Raw genomic sequence first — 26978 nt, 5'->3', positions numbered from 1 at the left:
TTCCTTCGTGATCAGATCTTTTGGTTGGCAGCCAAGTTCGGAACAGTTCAATGTGAGCCCCCGGATACTGCTTGTATTACAGAGTGTTCCTCCTCCGTCGGGTATGATCTGCAGACGGTTCAGGCAGGGTGGTTTATGCAGATTATTGCGTTGGGCTGCATGCTTCTTGGATGGGCTTGACGCTGAAACCATGACTGGACAGGCGACTGCCCCGGAATGCCGAATAACCGATTGCACCATATAAGAAAGGTTCGTGATCGTCCACATAAGAAAACACCTGTTCACCATTGACGAACACCGTGTATGCTGCTTTTTTTGCCCGGACGGTAATGGTGTAGGATTCATCTTGTTGCCAAACGAAAGGCCGGCTTAGCAGGGACGAATAGCCGCTGTCGTTCTTGAGCAGGCAAATTCGGTCTCCCTCCAAGAAGGCGACCGCGTAGCAGCGCATTGCCCCTTGCACCCGGAAGTTGACTCTGACTTCAGGTCCTGCCAAGGGCGTTAACTCAAAAGTCACTTCATAATCGCGCCAATCGTGACTGCCAGTGTAAATCTCAGCAAAATCCGCTGCGGAGAGGTGCATTCGGCCATTGTCCAGATAGTGATTTCCCTTGAGCCTTGAAAACTGTGCCAATGTTCTATGAGTTTGACTCCAAACGTCTATCGTGGAGTCGGAGAAATCCAAGCGGTAATCAGGACAACCTTCTGCAAATAAGTCGTCAATAAAGGCAACTGCCTGGACAGGCCGGTCCGATCTGTACCTGACATTGAAGACAAAGCCAATTTCATCAATCAGGGTTGGGCATCCTGCCGGAAGCTGCCAGCTCAATCTTTTCCATTGGCCGGCTTCCAGGGTCTGGGCTTCGGAGCGAAGAATATTATTGTTGATCAAGTCATGGGCGTAAAGCTGTACAGACAATGCGCAACCATAAGCGGGAGCCATCGCTGCGCCCCTGATGGTTTGGCCGGAGTACACAAGAGGTGAAAAGCAGGGGTCATACCTGCTGTCATCAAAATCATCAGGAAGATAGTATGTTTTTTTGTACACAAAAAATTCTTCCCAGTCATGGACGGCGGGGATGGCAATTTTCAAGGAACGTTGACCGGAAAAAGCTGTTTCGGTGCTATTGATAATCGACAGGGGGCCGGAATAGGTTGAGTCAGCGTGTGATGTTCCCAAGCGCGCCCTGATGGCATGAGTTGAACCGGGGAATTCGAAATGGCAAGCGTTGACAGCTTGCGAAACAATCGTTCGCCAAGGCTCCGAAAGTTCTTGTCCGGCCATGGCGGCGGCCAGTTTGACCATGTAGGCTGCCCCATAAGGAATATCCATGATATTCAGGGATCCTACGACACTCGAGCAAATAAGCAGATCATTGACCGGCCTTCTCCACTTCTCGTAATCGATGGCATCCAGTCCGTTGCGGACGCCCATGATAGTCGCGACATTGCCTGCGTTACAGTCCGTATCCCAGCCACAACGATTGCAAATGGTGATTGTCTTTGAAAAATCACCTTCACCGTACAGCAGCGACAAAATGATCACGGCAGCGTTGGGGATGATGTGGCAGGCACCTGGATATTTGTCGTAGCCAAAATGTTTGTAAATATAGTGGTAACAATTTTCCCAGCTCGCTTGGTCGTGGTTTTTTTCACGGTCTTTTTGATGAAAATCGATGACTGCGTTCACAACGCGGCGATACTCACAATCTTCGGGCAGATAGGCCAAGCCCTTTTCGATGATGCGCCCGATATCCTTTTCGACAAAAGCTTCGCTGATAGCGGCAGCAATGAAAACACCGCCAAATACTCCATTCTGCCCATGTGTAACACTTGCTGCCGCTTCCGCCAGGCATGCGGCAAGATCAGGGTTGCCGGGGGCAACCAACCCCCACGTATCAATAAAGATTTGCCCGCCAATCTGCTCCGCAAGCATGAGGCCATTTTGTTCGGCACTGCCGCTGCGCGGTGCCGGGATTCCATTTTGCAGATTCAGGTAGGCCGTGTGTTCCGTCGATACGCCGTAACCGCCCCACCAGAAAAATCCGTGCTCATAAGGAACATAATTCAGCAAAGCTGTCGCTACATGAGCGGGTTCCAAAGGCTGACCGGGTGGCTTATCCTCCAAAGCTCTCAGGAAAAAAATCGAGCCGTTCGTGTCATCATCCGCTGCGAAATTCCTGTAGTTTGCAACGTAACCGTCTGGCTGACCCAGGGTGTGGCGGATTTTGTCGTAAGTCCAGCCCTCGATGGGCGCGCCAAGCCTGACGCCAATTACTTTCGCCAGCCAGCCGGCGTAAATCTTTTCGATGTATTCATCAGGAAATACCGCCATCGATCGCTCCATTCAACTATGAGCATAACATGCATCCTGTCCTGCCCTGACAAGGTTCCGTGCTTTGGCTGACCTGAGAGCAAATGCAGCTTATGACCTGCGGGTCAAGAGTTCATTCAACAGGGCGTATTCCTGCCGACCCGCATGGTAGAGCATGCCCGTATTCAGATCATTGATGGTCACCTGAGCAATTTTGTTGATGTCGAGAAGCCCGGGGATATCCATGAATACACCATTGACCTCCTCAAGGACCGTACCGAAAAACTTGCCATAAAGAGACGTGGATTGAAAACACAGGGCGTCAGCGAGTTTCTGGACGTCTTCCTCCGGCTTGGCATCCAGAACAAGATATGCCCTGCCCGCATAATGCAGAAGATCATCGGGGAAAGGTCTGTTATAGTCGTTGGGATCTTTTCCAAGAGGGGCAACGGGTGAACTGCCGATCAACTGTTTAACCCTGGTGGAATCGCTGCCGATGCTTTGTTCCATGGAAAAAATGACATTCTCATTGACCCTGCCGGCGATTTGCGTGGCGCCGGCCACACTCAGGATGGGGGCGACCACCAGAGTCAAATCCGGTGGCCGGAGACCGCTTTGACTTGCCAGTGACTTGACCCATGCCTCTGAAGGAAGGTCATCGGACTGGACGACGGCAATGCCGCAGGCCTTGACTGGCTCAATCATTATGTTAGGTTCTCCCCGCTCGCTGGTTTCCAAACAAAGACGGATGGGGCCTGATACCATTTTTCCGTCAACATCGCGGGCTGCCTGCAATTTATAGGCTGAAAAGGTTGGGAAAAAGGATTGGACAGTGATCCGGGGCAAGACGATACCCCCGATGTCCGTCAGATCAAGCGATGTGGTGCAACACCCCCCCTGGCAGAGTTCAGTGATCAGCCGCCCCGCCTCAAGGGAGCCCCGGACTTCCACACCTGCATCAACGATCTGCGCGCCTGAGCCGAGTGTCGCAAATCTCAGGCCGTAGTCCTCCCTGTGATTCCACAGCCGCTCCAGTAAGGTCCTGCACCTTTTGTCCATTTGAAATTGTTCTTCAAACAAGCGTCCACCCTCCTGCCGGATTCACTTCATTCCCAGACTTGACCGTCCGCATAATAACGACCTGCTGCCACAATTTCATCATAGAGCAAGTCTTCATCGATGCAGAGGAACTTTCTGTCCCGCATGACCAGTTTGCCATTAATGATGACTGACTCGACGTCACCGGCTTTCGCACAATAAACCAGAGCCGGCACAAGGTCGGAATCAAAGCTCAGCAGATGAGGCGCGTCAAAATCCAAGATGACAAGATCCGCAAGTTTCCCGGGCGCAATGATGCCAGCGTCCAGCCTGCAGGCTTTGGCCCCCCCGCTGGTTGCCATCCGGAGCAGTTGATGTGCGCTGGCTGCCGCGGGGTCTTCGCGCGTCGCTTTTTGCAGCATGACACCTGCCCGCATCTCTTCAAAGGGATCCAAAAGGTCATTGGAGGCCGCTCCGTCAGTTGCCAACGCGATCTCCAGTCCAGCGTCCAGCATTTCTTTCAGCGGTGCAACTCCGCTTCCAAGTTTCATATTGCTTTTTGGGCAATAGACGGGAACAACGGCGTAACGGCGTGCCAGTTCGATTTCTTGTGGAGTCAGGTGCACGCAATGGACTGCAGAAACCGGACAGGAGAGAAGACCCGTTGTCTCCAAATACTCAAGGGGATGTTTCCCCCATCTTGCGAGAGCCTCCTCCACTTCGCCTTTTGTCTCGGAGACATGGATTTGGATTCCCAGCCCGTAAGTTTCTGCCTGTTGCTTCACCCAGGCCAGCAAAGTCTCACTGCAGATAAAAGGTGCAGAGGGTCCCAGGGCTACCTGGACCAGATTATCTCCTGTCCAGGGGCGGTGCCAGCGCTCGACCAGATCCAGAACGTTTTCCATCTCATCTTCAATCGAGGCTCCTTCTGCTGAAGATCCCCACTGGTCGGACATCTCAACGGCAATCACACCCCTCATTCCCAAATCAACCCAGGCCTGGGGTATCAGATGGGATTGGAAGCCGAGGTCCATGTCAATGACCGTGGTAATTCCAGACCGCACCATTTCCATAGCGCCCAGCATGGACCACAAATAGGAGATCTCTCCCGAGCCTTTCCTCCCATCACACTGAGTCAGCTTTTTGAGGAAAGGCAAGATGATCTCATCGCACCAGGGAGTCAATGGCAGATCATCTCTTTTCCCCTTGAGGAATGATTGCCATAAATGGGTGTGGGAATTGATCAATCCCGGCATGACCAGTTTCCCCCGCCCATCCAGGACCGTGTGACAGCGATCAGGATCCTGCACAAGATCTGTTCCAATCGCCGCGATAGTATTCCCTTCGATTAAAAGATCCAGGTCATGTTTGATCTCATCGTCATGGCAAACCATAAAGGAAACGTTTTTTACCAGGATCATCTGTCACTCCTTATCATTTGATGTCGATGGCCTACAATCCGCTTGTTCCGGGACCGCCCTTGCCCTTCCGCATGGAATAAAGCATCGTGATCAAGAGTGCGCCTATGAAGGGAAAGGCCATCAGCAGGCGGGGGGAGAAATGGGTTGTTGCCTGGATGATGTCCGCTGCAGCGGAGATTGCTCCGAAGGCCCAAGCCACCATCAGTATCCTCAGCGGATTGTTGTTTCCAATGACAACGACAGCCATGGCAAGCCAGCCCCGGCCGTTAGTCATTCCAACAGGGCCACCCATAAAAGCGCCGATGGGCAGTGACAAGGCGGCTCCGGCCAAACCACAAAACAACCCGCATCCAAGATAGGACAAGTACCTGATCTTATCCACCGGGATCCCCCTCGCATGCGCGACCCAGGGGCTGATGCCGACAGCCATCGAATGGCGTCCAAAGGTCGTGTAGAAAACGATCAGATAGAGCAGAATGGTCAGTACAATTCCAAGGTAGTCGATCAGGTGGTGGCCGTTCAGAAAACCATTCAGCAAAGGAATGTCGCGGATCAGCGGAATATCCAAAAGAGCCAACCGGGGGGCATCCTTGAAAAGCAGCGTGCCTTTGAGTCCCAGGAGCCAACTTCCAAGAAAGGTTGTCAGCCCTGTTGATAGCAAATTGGTAGCGATGCCCACGACGAAGATGTCGGCTTTGAGCTTGGTCGAAATAAAGACCATCATTAAACCCACCAGCATGGCAACGCCGACGCCCGCGCCCAAACCCAAAACAAGGCTGCCAGTGGCGTTACAGGTGAAGACCGAAAAGAAAGCTGCCATCAGCATCATTCCTTCCAGCCCCACATTGAACATACCGCTCATGCCAGTTAGCAAACCACCCTGTGAGGCCAATAAGATGGGCGTGGAAGTCGCGACGATTGTGAATAGAAAGCTGTTGATCTGATTATAAAGCACGAAGTCACCTCATCGCCTCTCGTAAATCTTTACGTCTTTTTGAAAAACTGAAAAGTGCCTCTCCGGTCACCAGAAATAAAATGGCTGCCTGAATAAGTTGGGCAATGTCAGGTGAAATATCTGAGAATAGAGAGGCATTTTCCGCGCCCTTTTGCAACAAGGCAAAAAAGAAAGCCACAAAAACTGTGAAAACAGGATTGTTGCGTGCAATCAGGGCAATAGAAATTCCGTCCCAGCCGAAGCCGCTCATGTAGGCCAACATGCGTCCCTGGGTGCCCAGGATATCAGTCATTCCTGCGAGTCCGGCCAAACCGCCGCTGAGTAACATGGCCAGGGCTGCCACCTTGGGGGCATTCATTCCTCCATACTGCGCGAATAAAGGATTCTTTCCGGTAATCCCGATTTCGTAGCCCAGCACCCTGTGCTTCATCATGATGTGGATGACTGCCACCAGAAGGAGGGCAAAAAACAGGCCGGCATGGAGCTCCGATGGAGCCAGAATGCGGGGGAGCATGAATTTGGAGTTGAAGCGGGGTGAGGTGATGCCCGCACCCGAGGTGGGGTCATTGAAGGGCCCTTCAAGAATAAAGTTGACCAGATAAAATACCGCATTGGAGATCAACAAAGAGGACACAATGACATCCACCCGCATTTTTTGCTGCAAAAAGGCGGACAGGGCCGCAACACTTCCTCCCGCGACAAAAGCCACCACCAAAATCAAGGGAACTGCCATGACAGCCGGCATGGAAGGGAGCTGAAAAGCGGCGTAGGTACCGCACAACATGCCAAAATACATCTGTCCCTCAAGTCCCATATTCCAAACCGACGCTGAAAAAGAAACACAGGCGGCAAGCCCTGTAATAATCAGGGGGATGGCATAGCTGATCATGTTGCCCAAAAAGTAACGGCTGCTGAAGGGTCCAATAAAGAAGTATTTTATGGCGGTAAAAGGTTCCTTGCTGGTGAGCAGGATCACGATGCAGGCCATCAGCAAGCCGAACCCGATCACGAGAATCTGAGTCAAATGTTGTTTGATTTTTTTCACGACGGACTACCTCTCAACGCCTTTTAGCTTACTTCCTTCAACTGGCGGTCCTGAACCTTGAGCCCAAGCATGTATTCACCCAACTCCTCCTTGTTGAAGTCTTCACTTCGGGGAAAGTGGGCAACAATTTCCCCCTCATGAATGACGAGTATTCTGTCAGCAAGGCTCATCACTTCGTTGATATTGCTTGACAAGAGCAGGACTGCTTTTTGTTCTCTCCGCATGTTGAGCAGCATGTCGTAAACGTATCGGCACGACTCGACATCCAGACCCATGGTAATCTCGCATGCAAAAAGAAGCTTGGGATCCGCGCTTAATTCTCTGGCGATGATAGTTCTTTGGATATTGCCGCCGGATAAGGTTCCGATCATGCAGTCAGTGTTGGCAGTCTTGATCTTATACTTGGCGACCAGTTCCCGTGCCAGCGCATGCATCGTTTTGAGATTGATCCAGCCCCGTTTGGCCAGGGGTGCCTCGAAATATCGATCCACGATCATGTTTTCAGCCAGGGTGGCTGTGGCACATGAACCGACCTGGATCCTGTCTTCGGGGATATAACAGACCCCCCTTTGTCTGCGTTGACGCGGGGTCAGTCCCGTCACTTCCTCTTCTCCAATATAGATCTGGCCACTGGCGGGCTCCCTGAAGCCCAGGATGGCTTCGATCATCTCCTGCTGACCGTTTCCGCTGATGCCTGCCACAGCAACAATTTCACCGGCCCGCAGCTCAAAGGAGACATTCTTGACCGTTTGGATCAAACCATTATCAATGCTCAGATTTTTTACTTCCAGCAGCACATCTCCCGCCGCCTGTTGTTCTTTCTCCACTTCAAGCGGGATGTGTTTACCGACCATCATCTGTACCATTTTTTCGGCGTTGATTGTTTCGGTCGCGACGCGGGCAACTGTTTTGCCTGAACGCAAAACAGTTACCTCGTCGGTTATCTTCAAGATCTCCTCCACCTTGTGGCTGATGTAAATGATTGTTTTCCCCTTGGCCTTAAGCAAGGCGATGGTCCTCAGCAGACTCTCAACTTCCTGCTCGATAAGCACCGAAGTAGGCTCGTCAAAAATCAACAATTCTGAGTTGCTGTAAAGGAGTCTCAAGATCTCCACCTTCTGGCGCTGTCCCATGGAAAGGCTGCCTACCTTTGCCTTAAGATCCAGCTTGAAGCCACATTCCTGTGCCATCCGGGATAAAGTTTCGCGCACCTCTTTCATGCTAATGACGCCAGGAAAACGTGTTGGTTCAATTCCCAGGACAACATTTTCCTCCACGGTAAAGTCTTCAATCAGGCTGAAATGCTGGTGAACCATCCCGATACCGAGTTCGGCGGCCTGGGAAGCACTTCTCAATCTTGCTTCCCGGCCGTTGAACTGAACGGAACCGGCGTCCATCTTTTCGACACCGCCAAGGATCTTCATCAGGGTGGATTTGCCCGCACCATTTTCCCCCAAAAGCCCATGAACAGTACCTTTTTTCACGCTGATGGATGCATCATCCAGTGCTTTGATTTGCGTGCCGTAGGCCTCATAGGTTTTGCAGATTCCCGTCATTTCCAAAAAGTTTTGCACAACCAAAAACCTCCTTAAGACAACAGGAGTACCAAGCGACATTCATGGCAATGTCCGTTATTTTGCTAGCGTATCAATTTTCCCGTCAACCAAATCTTTGTAGATGGCTTCCATCGCGTCCCTGATATCTTTCGGAACTTTCTCCAGATAGCTTGGATCATCGAACGTGAAGCTTACAACACCTTCTTTGGCTCCCATTACATCAGCAGTGCCGTAGGGCAGCTCACCTTTGTAGGCTTTAATGAAAGCGTCTTTTGCCGACTCTCTGCCTTCGATCAATGTACAACCCAGAATGACTTCGGGCGCGTCCGCGATTCCGTTGTTATCACTGCATATCGCGTACTTGTTCTGCCTTTTCGCTTCATCGACAGCTCCGTAGGTGGATGCCCCTGTCGTAAACCAGACCACATCCACACCTTGCGCGAACTGTGCCCTGGCAACTTCAGCCCCTTTGAGGGGATCGACCCAGTTGCCCACCACGGAAAAGACAACTTCCACCTCGGGATCAACAGCCTTGACGCCGTTCTCAAATCCCGGCTGGGTGTAATTGCTCCATGTGGGATAGATGTCCGTGAAGATCAGTCCAACTTTGAGATCCGCATTGGCATTTGGCAAGTCACTTTTGGTAATAAGAGCAGCGAAACATCCCCCCAGATAACCGAGATCCTCGTTCTTGAAACGGGCTGAGTAGACATTGGAAGGGTTTTTCTGCCCTGTGGCAGGAATATCCCCATCAAGAAGCAGAATCTTCTGCTCAGGGAAAGTTTCAGCGATGCTCAGTACATCTTCAACCATGCTGTCGGTGTAGGTGATTAAAAGGTCATATGATTTAGCTTCCGCCAGACTCAGGAGCAGGTTTCCGTATCCCGCATAATCATCGCCGCCCTCGACCACCTTTGGTTTGTCATATCCCGCCTCTGCGGCAGCTTCCTCCGCACCTCCCACCATCATCTGAAAAATGGGATTGTCCCCCAATGTACCGGGTATTAAGATGGCACTGGTGAAAGTCTTTTCAGGTTCCTCTTCAGGCGGTGTGCTTGGTGCGCAGGCTGTAACGATGAGCATCAGGAGCAGCATCAAGGCCAAAATTGCAATCGTTGTCTTTTTCATAATTCTCTCCTTATGATTTGTTCTGGCCAGTCAGTTTTGGCCAAAAAAAGAGGCCCGTATGTTCTTGCCTTGCCTACCGTCATGATCCGTGCATGCCGTCAACCAGACAGGAACATTCAAACCCTCCTTTTCCCCATTCTCCGTGCAGCCACGCCATTGCGTGCCAATACAGTCACATGCCGCAACTGCCTTGTTCTGAACCTTGTTTCCCGGCACTCACAACAAAACGGAAGCGATGTGAACACCTTGTATTTATATAGAACCGGCACAAAACGGCCAGATCAATCAATTGAAACGTCAAACATCGTCAGCAATTGACTTGACGAGTAGATGCTAACATAATTTTGTTACGATAATCAACTTTCCGTTTAATATATCGATTATATTTTTGCAGGTTGTACCAACAAAATAGGTAGGTTGAGCACTGCCGCTTTGAGCTCCCATGCCGGCTGTTTCCCGTTCCCATGAGGTAATAAAGTATGTCCAGCCAGGTTGCATTATGAGGGGCTGTCGAAAGATGAGAGGTCGTTTGTGCCTTAAAATTATAGGGCAATTGAACTGGAGAACACACGCAACGGCAAGGAGGGTACCGTGCGTTTTGGCGCGGATCAATGGCCTGCAGCAGCGTTTTGAAGATTTGTCCAGGTTTAAACCTGGATCACTTCCTGGAAAGAGCATCTGAAGCGCCTGTTTGATTTGAAAATGGCATCGCCGCCGCCATCAACCTGAGGGACCGAAAGACCTATGGTGACATCGTCACCTTTGTGTCCGCCATGAAAACGGAAGAGGAAACGGACCCCGGATCGGTTCGATGGCCTCTTTCCAGGAAGTCCCGCAACACCCGGGCGATGAACACTGCCATTACCGCTTTGCCGGCTGGTCCGGGACGGCGGACGGCACAAAAGGTGAAGACTATACCTCATTTTTCATCACCGACCACCGGACTCTTTACGCGATCTATGATCGGGAACTCCGGGATATGGCGGTCACTTTTGACGCCAACCAAGGTCAATTTACTGATGGGACGACTCAAAAATCCCTCACGGCACCCTACCAGACAAACGTTTCCTTTGAAGAGGTGCCTGCTTGAGAACCTCACGCCTGACGCCTGGACGGTCCGCCTTTACCGGCCCCTTACAGTCCTGGGAGTCGGCGCCGGGGCCGGCCTGACCTTGAAGTCCATCGACACCGTGACCATCTACGCCAACCGCCCCTGGAGCGTGCATTCGATTAGGCTGGATGTTTCGCTCACAGGGACTTGGCTCCCTTAGAAGAAGTCATCCCCTTGTTCAGTGACAGCGGCCCGGGAGCTTTAAATGGATCTTCACCGATTCAAGTGTCCGCATCCAGTCTGAAGGCCTGGGCGCCTTTTTCGAAAGCGATATGGAACTTGAGAATTCGACTTTGTACTCAAGCGGATATGCAACCCACGTTTCGGGTGACCTGGTGCTCAAGGGCAGCTCTTCCGTTGACATTCGCTCGTCAGGTGACTTGGGGCTCGGAGTGAACGGCCAGCTCATTTTCAACCAATTCAAGGGTACTTTCCACCTGAAGCGCGCTGACGATGGCGTGGCTCTTAAGGCAGATGGAGCGATCCAGTTCATTGGAGAAGTCTACAACCTTAACGGCGCTGGGATCGATCAGCTCCAAGATGAGCTTCATGGATTCGATTACTATACCTTTGTGTCGGGTGGGCTGCCCTTGGCGGAGGTGACAGTGACGAGGGATTAGGAGTTCTATCCGCCGAAGGACGAAAATTTGATTCAAGGGGCTGTCTCAAAACACAAAAAGTGTGAAGGGACGGCCCCTTGAGTTCTCAGGTCAACATGGTCAGGCGTGCGGAATATCGGCGTATTCGGCCAGATCCCGATCGACGGTACAGAGGTCTTCCAAGGTCAGTTGGTGGATCTTGTCGTGCCCCGTGACTCTCCCGTAGATTTTGAGTTCTTCCGCTGACACTTTGAGGAAATTGTAGACTCTTTGCCCGGCGACGTCGACGTGGAGCCGTTTGCGGAGTTCCGGATCCTGGCTCGTCACTCCCGTGGGGCAATAGCCGGTGTGGCAGATCTTGTACTGCTGGCAGGCCGCTGCCATCAGGGCCGCCGAAGCGATGGCCACAGCATCGGCGCCAAGGGCGATGGCTTTGGCAAAATCCGAGGAAACCCGAAGGCCCCCGGTGATGACCAGTTCGATATCTGACCCGATGGAGTCCAGAAATTTTCTGGCCCGGCGCAGGGCGTAAATGGTCGGGAGACCTGTGGCATCCCGCAAGAGTTTTGGGCTTGCCCCCGTGGCGCCTCCCCTGCCGTCGATGGTAACAAAATCGATGCCGGCCCCGACCGCAAAGGCCAGATCTTTTTCGATTCTGCCAGCAGCCAGCTTGATGCCGATGGGCCTGCCGCCGGATCTTTCTCTCAAGCTGTCCACCAGTTTTTTCAAATCGTCCTGACTCTCAATCCCCGGGAAGCGGGAGGGACTCAGGATATCCTCTCCCACCGGGCGGTTTCTGATTGCCGCGATCTCCGAGGTGACCTTGTGACCGGGCAGCTGTCCGCCCATCCCCGGTTTGGCCGCCTGGCCAATTTTGATTTCGATGGCATCGGCCTTCCGCAGATTTTCATCGGTGACGCTGTATTGGTTGGGCACGTATTCGAAGATGTACTTGTAAGCCGCCTCCATTTCCTCGGGCAGGATCCCGCCTTCACCACTGCACATGGCGGTTTTCGCCATGGCCGCACCTTTGGCCAAGGATATTTTGGCCTCTTTGGACAGGGCTCCAAAGGACATATGGGAGATGTAGACGGGCATGTCCAGCACCATGGGCTTGGCCGCGCGTCTGCCAATTACGGTTGTGATATCCACGGGGGCGTGCTCATCCAGGGGCATGGGATCCAGTTGAGCTCCCAGGATGAAGATGTCGTCCCAAGAAGGCCTGACAGCTCGAGGACCCATGGAACCAATGATTGTCTTCCCTTCTTTCGCCATTTCATGGATGTCATCCATGTAATGTTCTTCGGGGTCGGTCCTCATGGTTTCGCTATCGTAGTCCAGGTCGTGGGAGTTTTCCCGGCTCCCGCTCTTCGAGCTTGCCGGGTCTTCTTCCGCCACCTCTCCCCCGTCAATGCGCTTGAAGACGGAGGCAGGCGAATGGCAGCGGGGGCAGTGGGTCAGTTCTTCAAACTTCTTGCCCTCCGCCTTTTCATCAAAGATGTAGCCGCAAACGCCGCACTGATAGACCCTTCCGGAATCCGAGTCTTCTTTTGAAGCTTCCTCCCCCTCTTCTTTCAAGGGTTTGAAAACCGAGGCCGGGGAGTGACAATTGGGGCAGCGAGTCAGCTCTTCGAATTTCTTACCTTCGGCCTCCTCATCAAAGATATATCCGCATACACCACACACATACTTCATGGTTTTCGATCCTTTCTCCTTCAGATCTGTCTTAGCACCTTCATACACTCATCTCACAAGTCCGGCAGATGGCAGGCTCGGCGACCCCGGCCGGTCGGTCTCATCACTTTTTTTAATTATCTAATAATATCAATTTCCTTGCCCGCCCTCCAGCAAAATACCAGGTCCTCTTTATCTGGGCTCATTGAGATTGATACAATTTCATTAGCCCTCCAGCATGGCCCAGAGGCGCGTGAAAACATGAGGGCTGCGGCGATCGGGAACCGCAGAAGATGACTTTTTTATCAGGAGACGATGGATGTCGAAAGAATACGGACACTTAAGCACCCTGTTTTATGAATTGACCAAGCCTGTCGGCTGCTCCCTTGATGGGGATATTGACTACTATTCAAAAAAATGTGAGAAGGTGACCGGCCGTATTTTGGAAGCCGGTGTGGGGACGGGGCGGATCTTGATCCCCTTAATCGGAAGGGGTCATACCGTCGATGGCGTGGATTCATCCGCAGACATGCTGGAACAATGCCGGAGTAATTTGGAAAGACACCAGGTTAAAGCCCTCCTGTATGAGCAGGACTTGGCAGATCTGTCTTTGCCTCATCGATACGATGCCATCATCATGCCCGCGGGAACATTTTGTCTTCTACCCGGGGAAAAGGTAAAAGAGGTTCTTAGGAATTTCCATCAACATCTCAATGCAGGAGGGCAAATCATCCTTGACCTGGAAATGCCCGTGTCCTTCAAAGCGGGGCAGACAAGCACAAGTCGTTTTCCAATGACCGAGGACAGGGAACTCATATTCACAAGCCACAGCGAAAACATCGATTGGCTGAACCAGAAGACATCCTTTGTCAACCGATATGAACTGATCCAAAGAGGGAAGGTTATGATGACGGAGACAGCTCATTTGGTTTTGTATTGGTATGGGATCCGGGAATTTGAGATGCTCTTATCCCACATGCACTTCAAGGACATCAGCCATGAAACAGGCTATGGCAAAGAAGTGTCAGCCATGGTTACTTTTACGGCCACAAAGGACGCCTAACATCACGTGACTGATTGGTGCCGCTGACCGGTAAAGCTGAAGCATCACGCGGCATGGCCAGAACCGGTTGTATCAACGACTTGTGCTTTGAGGCCTGGAACGGACAGGAACCCATCTTGATCACAGACAGGTACCTCTTCCGGTCCGATGGTGATGATACGGAGTGATGCTGGTGTCGCGCGCTGGTAAAGACCATTTGGATTGAATCCAACACCTAGATAATTCCCCGGCTCACTCCGGCGATAAAAATTCTTCAAAAATAGCTGCCAGCGTAGCCTTTTCTTTTGAAACTTGATCCCAAGAGCTGCCTGGGTCAGCATGATAGCTGATAAGTGCTTTCCAAAGGGCCCAACCCCGCGCCCGGTCCCAGGTGTTCTCATCCAGATTCACGGCCTCTTTGAAGCTTATGCGGCTTTTCCTGTCAAAGAATGTCCAGGCCAAGACCAGATCACAGGCAGGATCGCCGATGCCCAGCAAACCAAAGTCGATCACCCCGCTCAATCTGCCAGATTGGTCGACCAGGAGATTTCCCTGGTCCATGTCACCATGGATCCAGAGAGGTTCTGCACCCCACGCTGTCGAGAGCGCTCTTTCCCAGATCGCCAGGCAAAGCGAAGCATCTAATTCATCCCTGAACCGCTCAATGGCGGCCCTGCTTTCATCATCATAAACGGCCAGGGATCCGCCGCGATAAAAATTATGTTCACCAGGAGCAGGGCCGTCTGAAGGGTCAATTGATTGCAAGCAGGTTAAAAATGCCGCTAGATCGATTGCAAACTTTTCCAAATCTTTTACCCTCTCCCGGCTTGCCGTATTCCCGTCGACCCAACTCCTGACCGACCAGGGCCAAAGATAGCCTGATCCGGGTCGCCCCTTGGCTATAGGAATAGGGATTGGCACTTGTAGCTTATCCGACAGGTAAGGGAGCCATCGATCTTCTTTGTCCACTTGCGGGACATAGGCTTCCTCGCTGGGCAACCTGATGCTCATGCGATCTCCCAAATGGAAGGTCCGATGATCGTGACCGCTTTCTTCTACTGGATAGATGGGAAGTTCTGCCCATTGTGGGAACTGTTCTTTCACCAAGGCCCGGGCCAATGCACTGCTGATTTCAAGCATTTCATCCTCCGGATGCAGGAAGTAACATGCTGTCACCACCCTCCATCAGTCGCTAGGCTCTCAGCGTGAAGCCCCCTGCGATTGCGAAGATACCGCTTGCCAGCTGGACCATGTAAACGAAGTTGGCGAATTTGGCGTTGGGGATCTCCTGGTGGAGGCGGTTGCCGATGAAAAAGGCGATCAGGACCAGGGGGATGGAATAGAGGACATTCAACCAGATGGCCGGGGTGTAAACATCAAGGACAAAGACCCGGTAGAAGAGGGAGATGGTATTGGTGATCAGCCAGACCATGACCATGGTGGCCCGGAACTTGCTTTTGTCCTTGATCCGGGTCAGGGCATAGACATTGATCAAGGCTCCGCCCATGGACAGCATGCCCTGGACAACGGCCCCGATGGCGAAGGTGGTGTAGACAAACCATTTGGGGGGATCACCTGCCTCCTTCCTGATCATTTTTCGCCAGATTTCCCGGCCGGCGACAAAACAGACGATCAGGCCCATGACCAGGCGCAGCGCCCATTCATAAGGGCGGAGCCTGGAAAAGAGCAGGTAACCGACCGGCATGATGGGGACAATGGCGGCCAGCATGAAAAAGAGTTCCTTGAACTGGATTTGTTTTCGGCCATTGCAGGCGATGAGCAAGCAGAGGACCAGGCCTGCGGCAGAAAAGAGGGCAACGGAGGTCTCAGTACCCAGAACCAGGGACAGGATGGGGATGGCAATGGCCGGGGAGCCGAAGCCGGCGATGGCTTCCAGGATGTGGGTGAGAAAGAGGAGGATGAAGAATAGAATCATGCGGGCTGGGCCAACTTTCCGTTTGACTTTCTTTATTGAACCATAAATGAGGGCAGGTGTCTTTGTGAGGCCGGGTCAGGCAACGAAATCACCCGCGCCGCTCAGCGCTGCCGGATGCTTTCCACATCTGTTTCATCCGGTAAATGAGCCACCGCCGGTTCCCAAAAAACGTACAACTTTTCAACTGGGGCCTCAGGCACCGAAAATCTTTATCATCACTGTAGAACAAAGGGATGTCTCCTCTTCTTATGTTAAGCTGGTCGGCAGGAGGGAAAATGATGAACAAACTGATCCTGGCAGTTGGTGTGGTGCTGGTCTTGTCGCTTCTTTCTTCCTGTGCCGGCAAGGAAACAATCAAAGAGGAAGACATGCCGGGTGGCTTGAGGGACAAATCCTGGGAGGCGCCCAAGACCATCCAGTCAAAGGAAATCCTGCGATTCGAGTGTGAGCTCAATTTCAACACCATACAGGAGGGTGGCTACGACTTTGCCGTTTTTCAGCTGGTGCGCGAAAAGGATCATGCCTCCTACCAAATGAGCGCTTATGGCAATGGGATTGAGCCCATCGGTCTGCAGCTGGATCTCCCTCTTGCCACCCTTGATGATTTGCAGACACTGGTTGACCAGTACGACCTTCCCCGGTACAACGGCATCGACAGACAGGTCAATGGCCTGCCGGAAGGTTTAGGTTCCCTCCTGCTTATTAAGTATGCCTCCGGTGAACGCGTCTACGCCCATGACAATTCCAGCGGTTTTATGGATTACCGGGCAGTGAATGCCATCCATGACTTCTTTCTTGAACTGGCCTCTCTGTCAGAAGACCCCGCATCACCTTAGAAAAACAGTGAGCAGTCTGCTTCTCCAAGATCCGTTTGGTAACAAGACCTATGGCATCAAAACGACGCCGGTGCCTGGTACCGAAAAGGAGTCATCGGGAAGAGCTGAGATGGTTCCTATTCCATCGGATCAATGGCATTGGTCTACAAAGGCCAGACCATGAGGATGATGGGGGTTCCTACTGCGATCGACAAAATTGACAGGGGCAGGCCCAAGTGCCAATAGTCCGCGAATTTTAAGCCTCCGGGGCCCATGATTAAGGTGTTGGATTGATGGCCGATGGGTGTCATGTAGGAGATGGAGGCACCGACACAGACAGCCATTAAAAAGGGGTCGTGTGAGGCGCCAAGCAAGGCAGCGACACGCAGGGCGATGGGAGCCATTAAAATGGTCGCGGCATTATTGTTCACAATATTGGTCAGGATCACCGTCATGGCCATGATTAAAGCCAGCATCAGTCCAGGTGATAAGTAGGCAGAGGCCGTGGAGATGAGATGGGCCAGGGTTTCAGAACCCCCGCTTGTCTCCAGTGCCTCTCCCAGGGCAAAGAGGGAACCGATCATAATAATGGTGGGCCACTCGATTGCCTGGTAAAATTCTCTGGGACTGATGATCCGAAACATGACAAGGGCCAGGCTGGCCAGAGCAAAAGAGACCTGTACCGGCATGACTTCCAAAACGGTCAGGATGATTGAAATTCCAAAAATCAGGACCGTGATCGTCTGTTCCCTTGATGAGTCCAAAACTTTCAAGCCGGTCTCCCTTTGGGCCAGAGGCAGACACCTTATTTTGCTGAAGACATCATCCATGGAAGAGGTGGCTACTTGCAGCAAAAGGATATCCCCCCGATTGAATTTCAAGGACTTTAGCCGCTCAACATTGACGGTGCCCTTGCGGGACACGGCAATTAAATTGGCATTGTACCTTGTCCTCAACTGGGTTTCGACCGCGGTCCTCCCGATGAGAGGGGAATCATCTCTCAAAACGACTTCAACCAGGGATATATCACTGGAGCGCAGGTTGTTTTCGGAAATCAGCTTCTGACTTTTGGGTCCCTTTAATTGCAGACAACTTTTACGGGTCAGGTCATTCAATCTTTCAGAGGAGGATTTGACGATCAATAAGTCCTTGGGAAAGATCTTCTGACTGGCACCCGGTGAGAGAATCTGATCGCTTTCCCGCATAATATTGACGACATTGACCGACTCCCCATAGAGGCCTTGAAAATCTTTCAGCTTAATCCCCTGGCTTGGGCAGGCTTCCGTCACGATCAGCTCAAAAAGATAATTATCCAGGTTAAACCTGTCTTCAAGCTTTGATGACCCTCGGACAGGAATCAATTTCCAGCCAATCAGGGAGGTGAACAGGATGCCTGCCAAAGCGACCGTCAATCCAACAGGCGTGAAGGCCAGGAAGGAAAAGGGATCGGATCCTGCCTGAACCCGGTAGGTGGAGATGATGAGATTGGGCGGGGTCCCGATCCCCGTGATCATGCCCCCGAGCAGAGAGGCAAAGGCAACCGGCATTAAGAGCTTGGAGGGCGGGATGTCCTTGTCTTTGGCGAGCGTCATGCAGATGGGCATGATTAAAGCCAGGGCACCTACATTGTTCATAAAGGCGGACAGCAGGGCTGTGATGGACATGAGGCTGAAAATCTTCAGCCGAATACTGTCATTTCCCCTGCCAAGCAGAGCGACCAGCTTTTCAATGGCGCCTGTCTTGATTAAGGCACTGGAAATGATCAAAACGGCCGCGACGGTGATCACAGCAGGATGGCCAAAACCTTTAAAGGCCTCTTTCCCATCGATCATTCCGGTCAGGACCAGGGCCACCAGCGCCAGGAGAGCGACAAAGTCATAGCGGATTCTTCCGTCAACAAAGAGGTAAAGGGTCGCCAGGATAATTAAAATGACGATCAATTGATCAGCCATAAAGCCGCCCTCACAGGTCTTTGATCATTACCGATGAACCGATGGTCCCGAGATCTCTCAGCAAACACCCTTCACTCGATGGAAGTCACTTCCATTCAATTCTGTTTATTATATCTTTTATTGTTTCGCTTAGCTTAGCTAACCTTCTGGGAGCTTATGTCTGTTTCAAGCTTGAGAATAGCCACACCCGACTCGGAATGAAGTCAATATGGCTTCCGCAATAAGCACAGGTTTCACTGTGTGGATTCAAGACGGCTCCGCAGTTGGGGCAGTTTGCCGTTAATAGTCTTTGATCGGTTTCCTGATAGTGGTCCGGATTGATGACATGAATCAGGGTCTGGTCAAAGCGCAGTTGATTCAAGTGATCCAGACTGCCCCTTATGATCTTGCCCTCCCGGTCCAAGAGGGCAATCCGGGCTTCCAGGGCTGACTGGAAGATAATCTCCGATGCCGACGCCCGGTGCTTAAACGCACTGATGACAGTCTTGTGGATCTTCGCTTGTTCAACCCGCAGGCTTTGACCGGCGCCTTTCATGGCCCGGATGGCTTGATGGATTTGCTCCCTGTAACTTGGACCCGCTTGGTAAAGCAGGCTCAAATCTTGATGCTTGACAGACTCCAGGGCACTTAAAAGCAGCACCTCCGCATGACTTCTGAATTCTTCCAGATTGAATGACCCAAAGGCCTTTTCGATCTGGGGCAGATAGATCCGGTCCAGGCCACTTAAGGATCGGGGCCTTTCCAGGCTCATGTCAACCTGGCCGCCTTTCAACTCTTTTCGAAGGGCTCCGATCAGGCTGAAGAGAACGGTTTGTCGCAGTCTGCGCCGGATGAGACCATAAGCGATCGCCAGGACAAGGATCACCACAAGAGCGATCCCGAAAGCACTGCCCAAAAATTTGCCTAAAAAGTCAGCTGACATTTGTGCTCCCCTCATGTGATCAATCCGGCGTCCAGCAATCCGTTTTTCTATTATAGCCTGACAAAAAAACGATTAGCCAGGCAGAGGGGTGGAAGGCAAAAGGTCACTTTCTGTGTTGTTTCTGTTTAACGGTCACCGCGGCATCGACAACTTTTCACATCGACAATGGCCATATCTGTCAAGTTCTGTCGCGGCTTGCCCGCCGGATGAGATGTCTTCTTGAATTGCTACACTTTCAATCAATGCATGGCAGCAACTGCCTCCATGGCTTATACTGCGAGAAGGTAGTCAGTCCGATTCATTGATTACTCTTATCCGCACATCAGGACTGGGAGTCGGCAAAGGCCCTGATCAGCCGTTCCGGCTACACAGTTCCGCGCTGTGATCAAAGAGTGAATCTGGAGGACTTAATAGATGAATAAGACGGTTCCGGCTACCTTGCTGTGCCTTTTGATGCTGGCCGCCTCGCTTCCCCTCATTGCCATCGCGGCAACGTTTAATCAAAGCCCCATCCCTGTTGCGGCTGAACCTCCGGATGAGGTCACCGTGATCTTTAAGCCCGGCTATGATTATCCGGATCTTATCCGGACGATCCCCCGCGGAAGTACGGTTGCAAGGCCTGCAGACCCGGAAGTACCTGAAGGAGAGAAGGTTGTTTTCAGTCGCTGGGTCTTTTTAGACTACGATGACTCCTACACTGATTGGAAATTCTCCGATCCTGTCAACAGCGATCTGATCCTTCATGCCCGCTGGCTCAATTGGCCCACCTATAATCTGGGTGTCACTGTCGATTGGGCGCCTTTCACTGATGCCGTCATCACCGCAAGATCCAGGAGCGACTCGACTGAATGCTATGAATTCACCAACAAGGACAACGGTCAATACTCGGTCCAGCTGCCAGCGGGAGTTTATGATCTTGAAGTCCATGGTCAGCGTTTCAGGACTATATCCCCGGCAAATGGCACCACCACCCATGCCTCAGTCAATTTCAGCAAAATAACTTTTGATGCCAACGAGCAGGACCTGGTGGAAGGCACCCTGCCCTCCTCTCAGTACAGAACCTCGTTGATGTCTGCCACCATCCCACCTGCCCCTGAGGCTTCGGACCCGGCCTACGTCTTCACCCGCTGGACAACAGGACCCGAGGTCACATCCCCTACCTATGGCTTTAATCTTCCACCGACCTCGTCACTGACCCTTTACGCCCAATGGACAGAGATCGGCGAAGATCAATATCCGGTTCTTGTCAGCGGAGCCGACTGGGAAGGCAGTCCCGTGGCAACGCACGGCCAAGCTTTCACGGGGAAACTTCTGCCTCAAACCCACTTTGCTTTGCCATCGGACACCGCTCAAGTCACGGTCGATGGAACGTCGCTAACTTATCTTACCGATTACACTTATAACAGCAACACCGGTGACTTGGAGATTTTTGGACAAAATGTCACGGGACCCATTGTTATTACCGTCCAGATGAAGCGTATGTACACCGTCCACTTTGATGCCAATGGCGGCACAGGCACAATGGAAACAGTCGTGACACCGAAGGCCAATTACTATCCTTTGCCGGAACCTCAATTCAGCGCGCCGGATGATAGGCCCTACTTTGGCGGCTGGCGTTTGAACAATCCATTGACAGGTTCCCTCTACAACGTTGGTGACGAAGTCTTCGCACTCCAAACCGAACAGACCTTCTATGCCACCTGGAATATTGGCATCAACTGGGTGCGTGTGCATGTGCACCTCACGCTTAACGAACAAATCGATGGCGGCACCACCCGCAACAAGATCGTCAGTGCGGAAGTGAGCCAGCACCAAGGCCTCCCCCCGGATGCCGGAAAGGTGTCGTGGTCAATCAGCGGAAATACCAGCCCGGATACATTCATAAACCAGCAAGGTGATTTGACCGTGGGCTGGGATGAAAAGTCCAGGAAGATTACGATCCGGGCTACCTCTGATTTTGACCCGACGGTTTGGGGTGAGGGGACCGCCGCTATCAACAACACCTATAAACTGACGGTCAACCATGGGACGGGCAGCGGCCAATACTTCTTTTACCGAGGCCTGTTCTACATCGATCCGGATCCCGCGCCGGCCGGACAGGTCTTTGACAAATGGGTCCTCGAAAGCGGCGGCGTCAGTCTGACTGCCGATCCAAGGGTTCCCAACCGCTATAGGGCCTATATAAACCGCCAGGATGTCGTGGTCACAGCAACCTATGCCAATCTTTACCGAGTCGACTTTGACACGGCGGGCGGCCTACCGATCCCCGACTTTCAGGAGGTCAGGCAGGACGGGAAGGTCACCTTGCCAGCCACGGACCCTGAAAAAATCGGCTTCACCTTTGACGGCTGGACCAAGGAAGCTGATGGAACCGATCCTTGGGATTTCGACAATGACACAGTCACCTCAGACCTGACCCTCTACGCCAAGTGGACTCCGGAGGCACTTGACGGGTTTGTATCCTTGACGGGATCCTCTGTCTTCGGTGAGGCCCTGTCCGTCGACACAAGTGCCATCACCAACAATACTGGCACCTTATCTTACCAATGGCTGCGCGGAGGCAGCGCGATCGATGGGGTCACCGGACCGGCCTATACCCTGATTGAGACAGATATCGGGCAAATCATCAGCTGCCGGGTGACCAGTGATGTTCAGACAGGAAGCCTGACCGCCGTGACAAACGCACCTGTAACGAAAGCGGCGGGCCCCGCTGTCACCGGTGTTTCAAAGACCGACTGCACAACTTTGGCGAACAATGACGGCAGCCTTCTGGGCGTGACCAGTGCCATGGAATATAAAGGCCCTGAAGACACCCTCTGGCTTGACGGTACCGACAGCGCACTCACGGGGCTTGGGGACGGCACTTATCAGGTCCGAGTCAAAGAAACGGCGACCCACGCTGCCGGCGAAATCAGCTCTTTCGTGATCGCCCCTTATCAGCCCCAGCACCTCCCTATGACCTTGACCGACCCTCAGACAGGCATTTCTGTCTCCGGCAATATCCGGGAAGATGCCGAGCTGGTCGTCACGGAGGCCGAGCCGCATGATCCGGGAGAATGCGCCGCCTGTGACGCCATCCGGAAAAGAGCGGAGAATGAGGTTGACAGCCTTTTGCTGCACTGGGATATCTCGCTTACCCAGGCTTTTTCGGGTGAGCTGACGATTAGTCTTCCAGTCGATCCCACGTATAACGGCAAGAAGGTGGATATCCTGCATTGCGCTCAGGGTAGACTCAAGACCTACACAACGGTCGTTCAGAACGGTCGTGCAACCTTCACGGTCACCGAACTTTCTCCCCTCGCGGTCTTTGCCGGTGCGGAGGGCCAAGGGGCCCCCGCGACAGGCGTCCATCTTACTTATCCGTTATTGGGGCTCCTGGTCTTCGGCCTGGTGGGTACACTGGCTCTGATCATGTACAGAAGGGAACAAAGGACATAAGCAAGATACTCTTGGAGTGGTAAAGGACGGCGTTTATGTCGCCGTCTTTTACGGTTAATTTTTGGTCTGCCGCAATACGGCCAGCTCGCCTTTGAATCGTGAATGCTGTCATGAATTAGTCATCTTGTTAAGTCAAGATGGTGATCCGGGAATGGATCAAACAGTCACAAGTTAGATCCTTTTGTCCAACTTATGGGGTCACTCTACACCAGATAGCCCATTTTTTCGTCCGAGAAATGAGATACCCCCGGCCCCCTGGAAGACATGAAACCAAACAGCTGAGATGCCTGGCGCCGAGACTGTTATACTAGTGGAAAAGGCATCAAAGGAAGAAGGTTGTTCCATGTCAAGTCAGCTCTACCCCCTCTCTTCACTATATCCGAATCGGCTCTTCCGGGTTCCCGATTATCAAAGAGGTTATGCCTGGAAAAAAGAACAACTTGAAGATTTCTGGGAAGATTTGCTTAACCTCCATGATGAAAGGTATCACTATACAGGCTTATTGTCCTTGAAGAAAATAGGCAAAGAGGCTCTGCTCACTTCTAAAGATGATAGTTGGTTGCTTGAATCTGGATATAATGCCTATCACATTGTTGACGGCCAACAGCGATTAACGACCTTCTCCATCCTCATTTACGAGATCATTCGTTTGGTTGAGAACCTGGACGAGAACCAAGATAGACTAGAAGATGAAATGTTTATCGGTTTTGAATCGGTTAGATCCATCAAAGAAAAGTACATCGTCAAAGAGAGGCCGCCTGAAAATCTTATCAAAACTTATAAATTCGGGTATGAGCGAGACAACCCGAGTTATAACTACCTGAAACATCGGATATTTGAAGAACCTTATGGTGGCAAAATTGATGAAACTTATTACACGCAGAACCTGATGTTCGCAAAGAGATTTTTTTCCTCCAATCTCAAAGCTCTATATCAAGAAGAGGGGTTGACTGCAATCGAGAGCCTATATAAAAAATTAACACTTAATCTGACGTTTAACCTGCACGAGATCGAAGACGACTATGATGTTTTTGTTGCTTTCGAGACCATGAATAACCGTGGCAAAAAATTGAGTAATTTGGAGCTCCTAAAAAACCGGTTAATTTATTTGACCACCCTATACGATTCCGGGCAACTCGATAGGCAGGATGGAAGTAAACTGAGAGACAATATCAACAATGCTTGGAAAGAAATTTATTACCAGTTGGGAAGAAATAGAGACCACCCCTTGCATGATGATGAACTGCTGAGGAACCACTGGACGAGCTACTTCAAGTACACCCGTCGTAAGGGTGATGACTACATCCGGTTCTTGCTAGAGAAATTTTCAACAAAAAATGTTTTTGAAAAGCATCCTGTCTTAGTGGAAAATGAAATTTTAGAACCTGAACTTTCCGACGAGGACTATTCGGATGATGAACTCTATGATCATGATGAAGTCGATGTGAACTTGGTCAGCGACCTCGCACCTCAAGAGATCAAAGACTACGTTAACAGCTTGAAGGAATTTTCCGAGTATTGGTATTACACCTTTTTCCCTGGCGACAGTAAAGAACTCTCTGAAAATGAGAAGGAATGGATAAACAAGCTTGACCGACTGGGCATGGGTTACTTTCGCCCTTTGGTTGCGGTCGCTCTGTCACTGGGGAATCAAGTCACCCAAGAGGAGAGGATTTATCTTTTGAAAGAGATTGAGAGATTTATATTCCTTAACTTCCGGATGGCCAGATTCAACCCAAGCTATCAAAGCGCGTTTTATTACAATAAAGCCAGAGAGCTGGCGCAGGACAATTCAAATTTGACCGCGCTGGCGGATGACTTGAGACAGAAGACCGACGACGTTTTGCATCCCATCATTTCCAACTTCATGGCCAGAACTGACAAAAGATTTGAAAATGATGCAGGTTTCTATGCTTGGCGGGATCTACGCTACTTTTTGTTTGAATACGAAAGCCATCTTTCCGTAAAGAACAATCTGCCTAAGGTGTTTTGGCAGCAGTTCTCGAAATCTGAAAAAGATAAGGTCACCATTGAACACATTTTGCCCCAGACCCCTAACAAATGGTACTGGCGAAATCAGTTCCGACACTTCAGTGACGACGAAATCAAGTTTTTGTCCGGCAGTTTGGGCAATCTTCTACCCCTCGCTCAGAGCATTAATTCTTCTTTGCAAAATGATAGCTTCCCTGAAAAAAAGCACTCTTCGTCAAAGAGGAGAGGTTATATGAATGGATCACACTCTGAAATCGAGGTCGCCCAGGAAGAAGATTGGACGGCATCTTCCATCATGGACAGAGGCCTTCGACTGTTGAGCTTTATGGAAATTCGATGGAGACTGCGTTTCACCGACGAACAAAAGCAGGCTTTGCTCCACATTTCCTTTGTGAATGAATACAGGGATGAAAAGCCTGAGTTACCTAAACCTTCCTATGAATTTGACTTAGAGCGGGACTATGAATATCTAGCCGAAACAGAAGATTTGAATGACCTGCAAATGGAACGCTTGAAGTTCTGGACCCATTTTGTTGAATATTGTCAATCGACTGGCAGGAGCAACGATATAGGCTCCAGGCAAGCGAGTCAATCGAGAACTTATGACGTCTCGATTGGCAGCAGTGAATACATTGCCTTCTTCCAGGTGATGAAGACGGGGAATCTGCGTATTGGCCTGCATATTTACCAAACTGAACGTTTTGAGAAGTTGAAGTCTATGAAAGCGGAAATGGAGGTGATTTATGGTTCAACTCTTGAGTGGGATGTGAGTCGCAAAAACAGCAAATCAAAGAGAATCATCCATGAGATTAAGGCGGATGCATTCAATCCGGAACGTTATCGAAAGAATTTCGATTGGCTGGTTAATCAGTTCGATAAGTTGATGTCTGCGTTAGCCGAAGTTGATGATGATTTTTGAGTCTTTGCACATAGATCGCCATCGGGTGCTGTCAAAGATTTTGCACATTTATCTCTCTCGTTTGAAGTGACGATCCCCGTTACCATGGAGACGGAAAATTTGACAACTTGGGGGCCAAGTATCCCTTAGTTCAATTTTGACATATTCTGTTCTTCCATGTCTTTTAGCTTTTTTCCTTTTTCCGTGCACCATGCAGTTCTTCCATTAGCGGCTCGGCCCAGAACTATACTTGCGGCGGTTGAAGGACTTGTAAAAATGTAATCGCGGATGAAACGATAATTGGAGTCGAGAATATTTCTTTTTATCAGCAAGTCCCTGAGACTGTGATATGAATCTGGGAAGCTGGGGACAGTCTCGTACGCAACCACCGATCCTTCGATAACCACAAAACCGTCAACCACAACATAACCTTGTGCATTCGCACCACGTGGCCCAGTGAGTAAATATTGGATCCTCTGTTCGTCTTGCTTGATGACTGTTTCTTCCACCGAGTCAAATACTTTATGCCCCAGCACATTTACCAAAAGCCTTGTGTTGCTGATAAATTCTGCGAGCATCGCTTCATCATATTCAGATATGGAGGATCTCGTAGGAGTTGTTTGGTTCTGGATAATTGCACGCTCTGAATTTTTGGCAAATTCAAAAAATTGATTTTCAAGATATTTTATATGTGCCTTGTTAAGCACATCATCTTTGCTAATAATGGCAATCGCATCATTCCAATATCGGCTGTCATTAAGGTGTTGCTTAAGGCGAGTTAAGATGTGCTCCGATTCACCGATATAAATCGTATCAACGTTAAAATCATCTTTTCCTAGCAAAAAATAGATTCCTGTATTGTCTGCGTCTCCTCGTTCAGCAAATTTGGAAAGTTCACTTCTCGCTATTTTATAGACACGTCCATTCCAGTTTGACAATTCACACATTATGCGCCCGTTTGGATTTCCGTCTGGAAACCACGCATAAAGAAGGCCACCTCCGCGCCGATAAAAGGCCAATCGCGCGGATGACGGAGGCCACCCGCGCGCGTGTTGAAGGCCATTGAGTTCCAAACAGGCTAGCCGGAAGGCTTAGAGCATCCTCATAGACTCCTTGGCCTCAATTGTGATGGTGTAAGCCTG

20 protein-coding genes are annotated in these 26978 nt (G+C 51.1%); 7 read left to right on the top strand and 13 right to left on the bottom strand.

Translation table 11 applies throughout. The features are described 5' to 3' along the window. Positions 1–142 precede the first annotated feature (142 nt). The 7 genes from GX839_01380 to GX839_01350 form a co-directional block, all read right to left on the bottom strand. Positions 143–2335, bottom strand: coding sequence for an ADP-ribosylglycohydrolase family protein (locus GX839_01380; GenBank protein ID NLB04119.1), 2193 nt, complete (start codon positions 2333–2335; stop codon positions 143–145). A 90-nt stretch (positions 2336–2425) separates the two neighbouring features. Then, positions 2426–3394 (bottom strand): hypothetical protein, encoded by a 969-nt coding sequence (locus GX839_01375; protein ID NLB04118.1) that lies wholly within the window; start codon positions 3392–3394, stop codon positions 2426–2428. Positions 3395–3420: 26 nt separating this feature from the next. Then, positions 3421–4773, bottom strand: a complete 1353-nt coding sequence (locus tag GX839_01370; protein ID NLB04117.1) for an amidohydrolase — start codon at positions 4771–4773, stop codon at positions 3421–3423. Positions 4774–4804: 31 nt separating this feature from the next. Then, entirely contained in the window at positions 4805–5728 is a 924-nt protein-coding gene (locus tag GX839_01365) for an ABC transporter permease (GenBank protein ID NLB04116.1), read from the bottom strand. A 4-nt stretch (positions 5729–5732) separates the two neighbouring features. After that, positions 5733–6773 (bottom strand): ABC transporter permease, encoded by a 1041-nt coding sequence (locus tag GX839_01360; protein NLB04115.1) that lies wholly within the window; start codon positions 6771–6773, stop codon positions 5733–5735. 23 nt (positions 6774–6796) lie between these two features. Further along, entirely contained in the window at positions 6797–8347 is a 1551-nt protein-coding gene (locus GX839_01355; protein NLB04114.1) for an ABC transporter ATP-binding protein, read from the bottom strand. 57 nt (positions 8348–8404) lie between these two features. Next, positions 8405–9457, bottom strand: coding sequence for a BMP family ABC transporter substrate-binding protein (locus GX839_01350; protein ID NLB04113.1), 1053 nt, complete (start codon positions 9455–9457; stop codon positions 8405–8407). Positions 9458–10268: 811 nt separating this feature from the next. Between GX839_01350 and GX839_01345 the strand changes: the two genes are divergently transcribed. The 3 genes from GX839_01345 (at position 10269) to GX839_01335 (ending at position 11188) form a co-directional block, all read left to right on the top strand. Next, a complete protein-coding gene (locus tag GX839_01345) occupies positions 10269–10547 on the top strand; it encodes a hypothetical protein (protein ID NLB04112.1) in 279 nt (92 codons plus the stop codon). Further along, positions 10528–10728, top strand: a complete 201-nt coding sequence (locus tag GX839_01340) for a hypothetical protein (GenBank protein ID NLB04111.1) — start codon at positions 10528–10530, stop codon at positions 10726–10728. Before GX839_01345 ends, GX839_01340 begins: the two co-directional genes overlap by 20 nt. 112 nt (positions 10729–10840) lie before the next feature. Continuing rightward, the gene (locus tag GX839_01335; GenBank protein NLB04110.1) at positions 10841–11188 is read left to right on the top strand and encodes a hypothetical protein; all 348 of its coding nucleotides are present in this window, start codon (positions 10841–10843) and stop codon (positions 11186–11188) included. Between the two features lie 99 nt (positions 11189–11287). On the opposite strand, the gene GX839_01330 is transcribed toward GX839_01335, so the two are convergent. Then, positions 11288–12862, bottom strand: a complete 1575-nt coding sequence (locus GX839_01330; GenBank protein ID NLB04109.1) for an FMN-binding glutamate synthase family protein — start codon at positions 12860–12862, stop codon at positions 11288–11290. Positions 12863–13160: 298 nt separating this feature from the next. On the opposite strand from GX839_01330, the gene GX839_01325 reads away from it, so the two are divergent. Next, complete coding sequence (locus GX839_01325; protein ID NLB04108.1) at positions 13161–13904, top strand: class I SAM-dependent methyltransferase; 744 nt, start codon at positions 13161–13163, stop codon at positions 13902–13904. 231 nt (positions 13905–14135) lie between these two features. Here GX839_01325 and GX839_01320 read toward each other — a convergent pair whose 3' ends face one another. Together GX839_01320 and GX839_01315 are read right to left on the bottom strand one after the other, a co-directional pair. Then, positions 14136–15023 carry an aminoglycoside phosphotransferase family protein gene (locus GX839_01320; GenBank protein ID NLB04107.1) on the bottom strand — a complete coding sequence of 296 codons (888 nt, stop codon included), beginning with the start codon at positions 15021–15023 and terminating at the stop codon, positions 14136–14138. 52 nt (positions 15024–15075) lie between these two features. Further along, positions 15076–15819, bottom strand: a complete 744-nt coding sequence (locus tag GX839_01315) for a sulfite exporter TauE/SafE family protein (GenBank protein ID NLB04106.1) — start codon at positions 15817–15819, stop codon at positions 15076–15078. A gap of 278 nt (positions 15820–16097) precedes the next feature. Here GX839_01315 and GX839_01310 point away from each other — a divergent pair, with 278 nt between their 5' ends. Then, positions 16098–16655 (top strand): hypothetical protein, encoded by a 558-nt coding sequence (locus GX839_01310; GenBank protein ID NLB04105.1) that lies wholly within the window; start codon positions 16098–16100, stop codon positions 16653–16655. A 143-nt stretch (positions 16656–16798) separates the two neighbouring features. Here GX839_01310 and GX839_01305 read toward each other — a convergent pair whose 3' ends face one another. Both GX839_01305 and GX839_01300 read right to left on the bottom strand, forming a co-directional pair. Next, entirely contained in the window at positions 16799–18586 is a 1788-nt protein-coding gene (locus GX839_01305; protein NLB04104.1) for an SLC13 family permease, read from the bottom strand. Positions 18587–18740: 154 nt separating this feature from the next. Next, positions 18741–19508: a zinc-ribbon domain-containing transport protein gene (locus GX839_01300; GenBank protein ID NLB04103.1), complete on the bottom strand. Its 768-nt coding sequence runs from the start codon at positions 19506–19508 to the stop codon at positions 18741–18743. Positions 19509–19922: 414 nt separating this feature from the next. Between GX839_01300 and GX839_01295 the strand changes: the two genes are divergently transcribed. Further along, positions 19923–22946, top strand: coding sequence for an InlB B-repeat-containing protein (locus tag GX839_01295; GenBank protein NLB04102.1), 3024 nt, complete (start codon positions 19923–19925; stop codon positions 22944–22946). Between the two features lie 343 nt (positions 22947–23289). Continuing rightward, entirely contained in the window at positions 23290–25857 is a 2568-nt protein-coding gene (locus GX839_01290; GenBank protein ID NLB04101.1) for a DUF4268 domain-containing protein, read from the top strand. Between the two features lie 125 nt (positions 25858–25982). Here the strand turns inward: GX839_01290 and GX839_01285 are convergent, their stop codons facing one another. After that, positions 25983–26783, bottom strand: a complete 801-nt coding sequence (locus GX839_01285; GenBank protein NLB04100.1) for a GIY-YIG nuclease family protein — start codon at positions 26781–26783, stop codon at positions 25983–25985. Positions 26784–26978 lie beyond the last annotated feature (195 nt).

This window comes from Fastidiosipila sp., assembly GCA_012511175.1.
In the GTDB taxonomy this organism is placed as follows: Bacteria; Bacillota; Clostridia; order Saccharofermentanales; family DTU023; genus UBA4923.
This window is presented reverse-complemented; position numbering and strand designations above follow the sequence as displayed.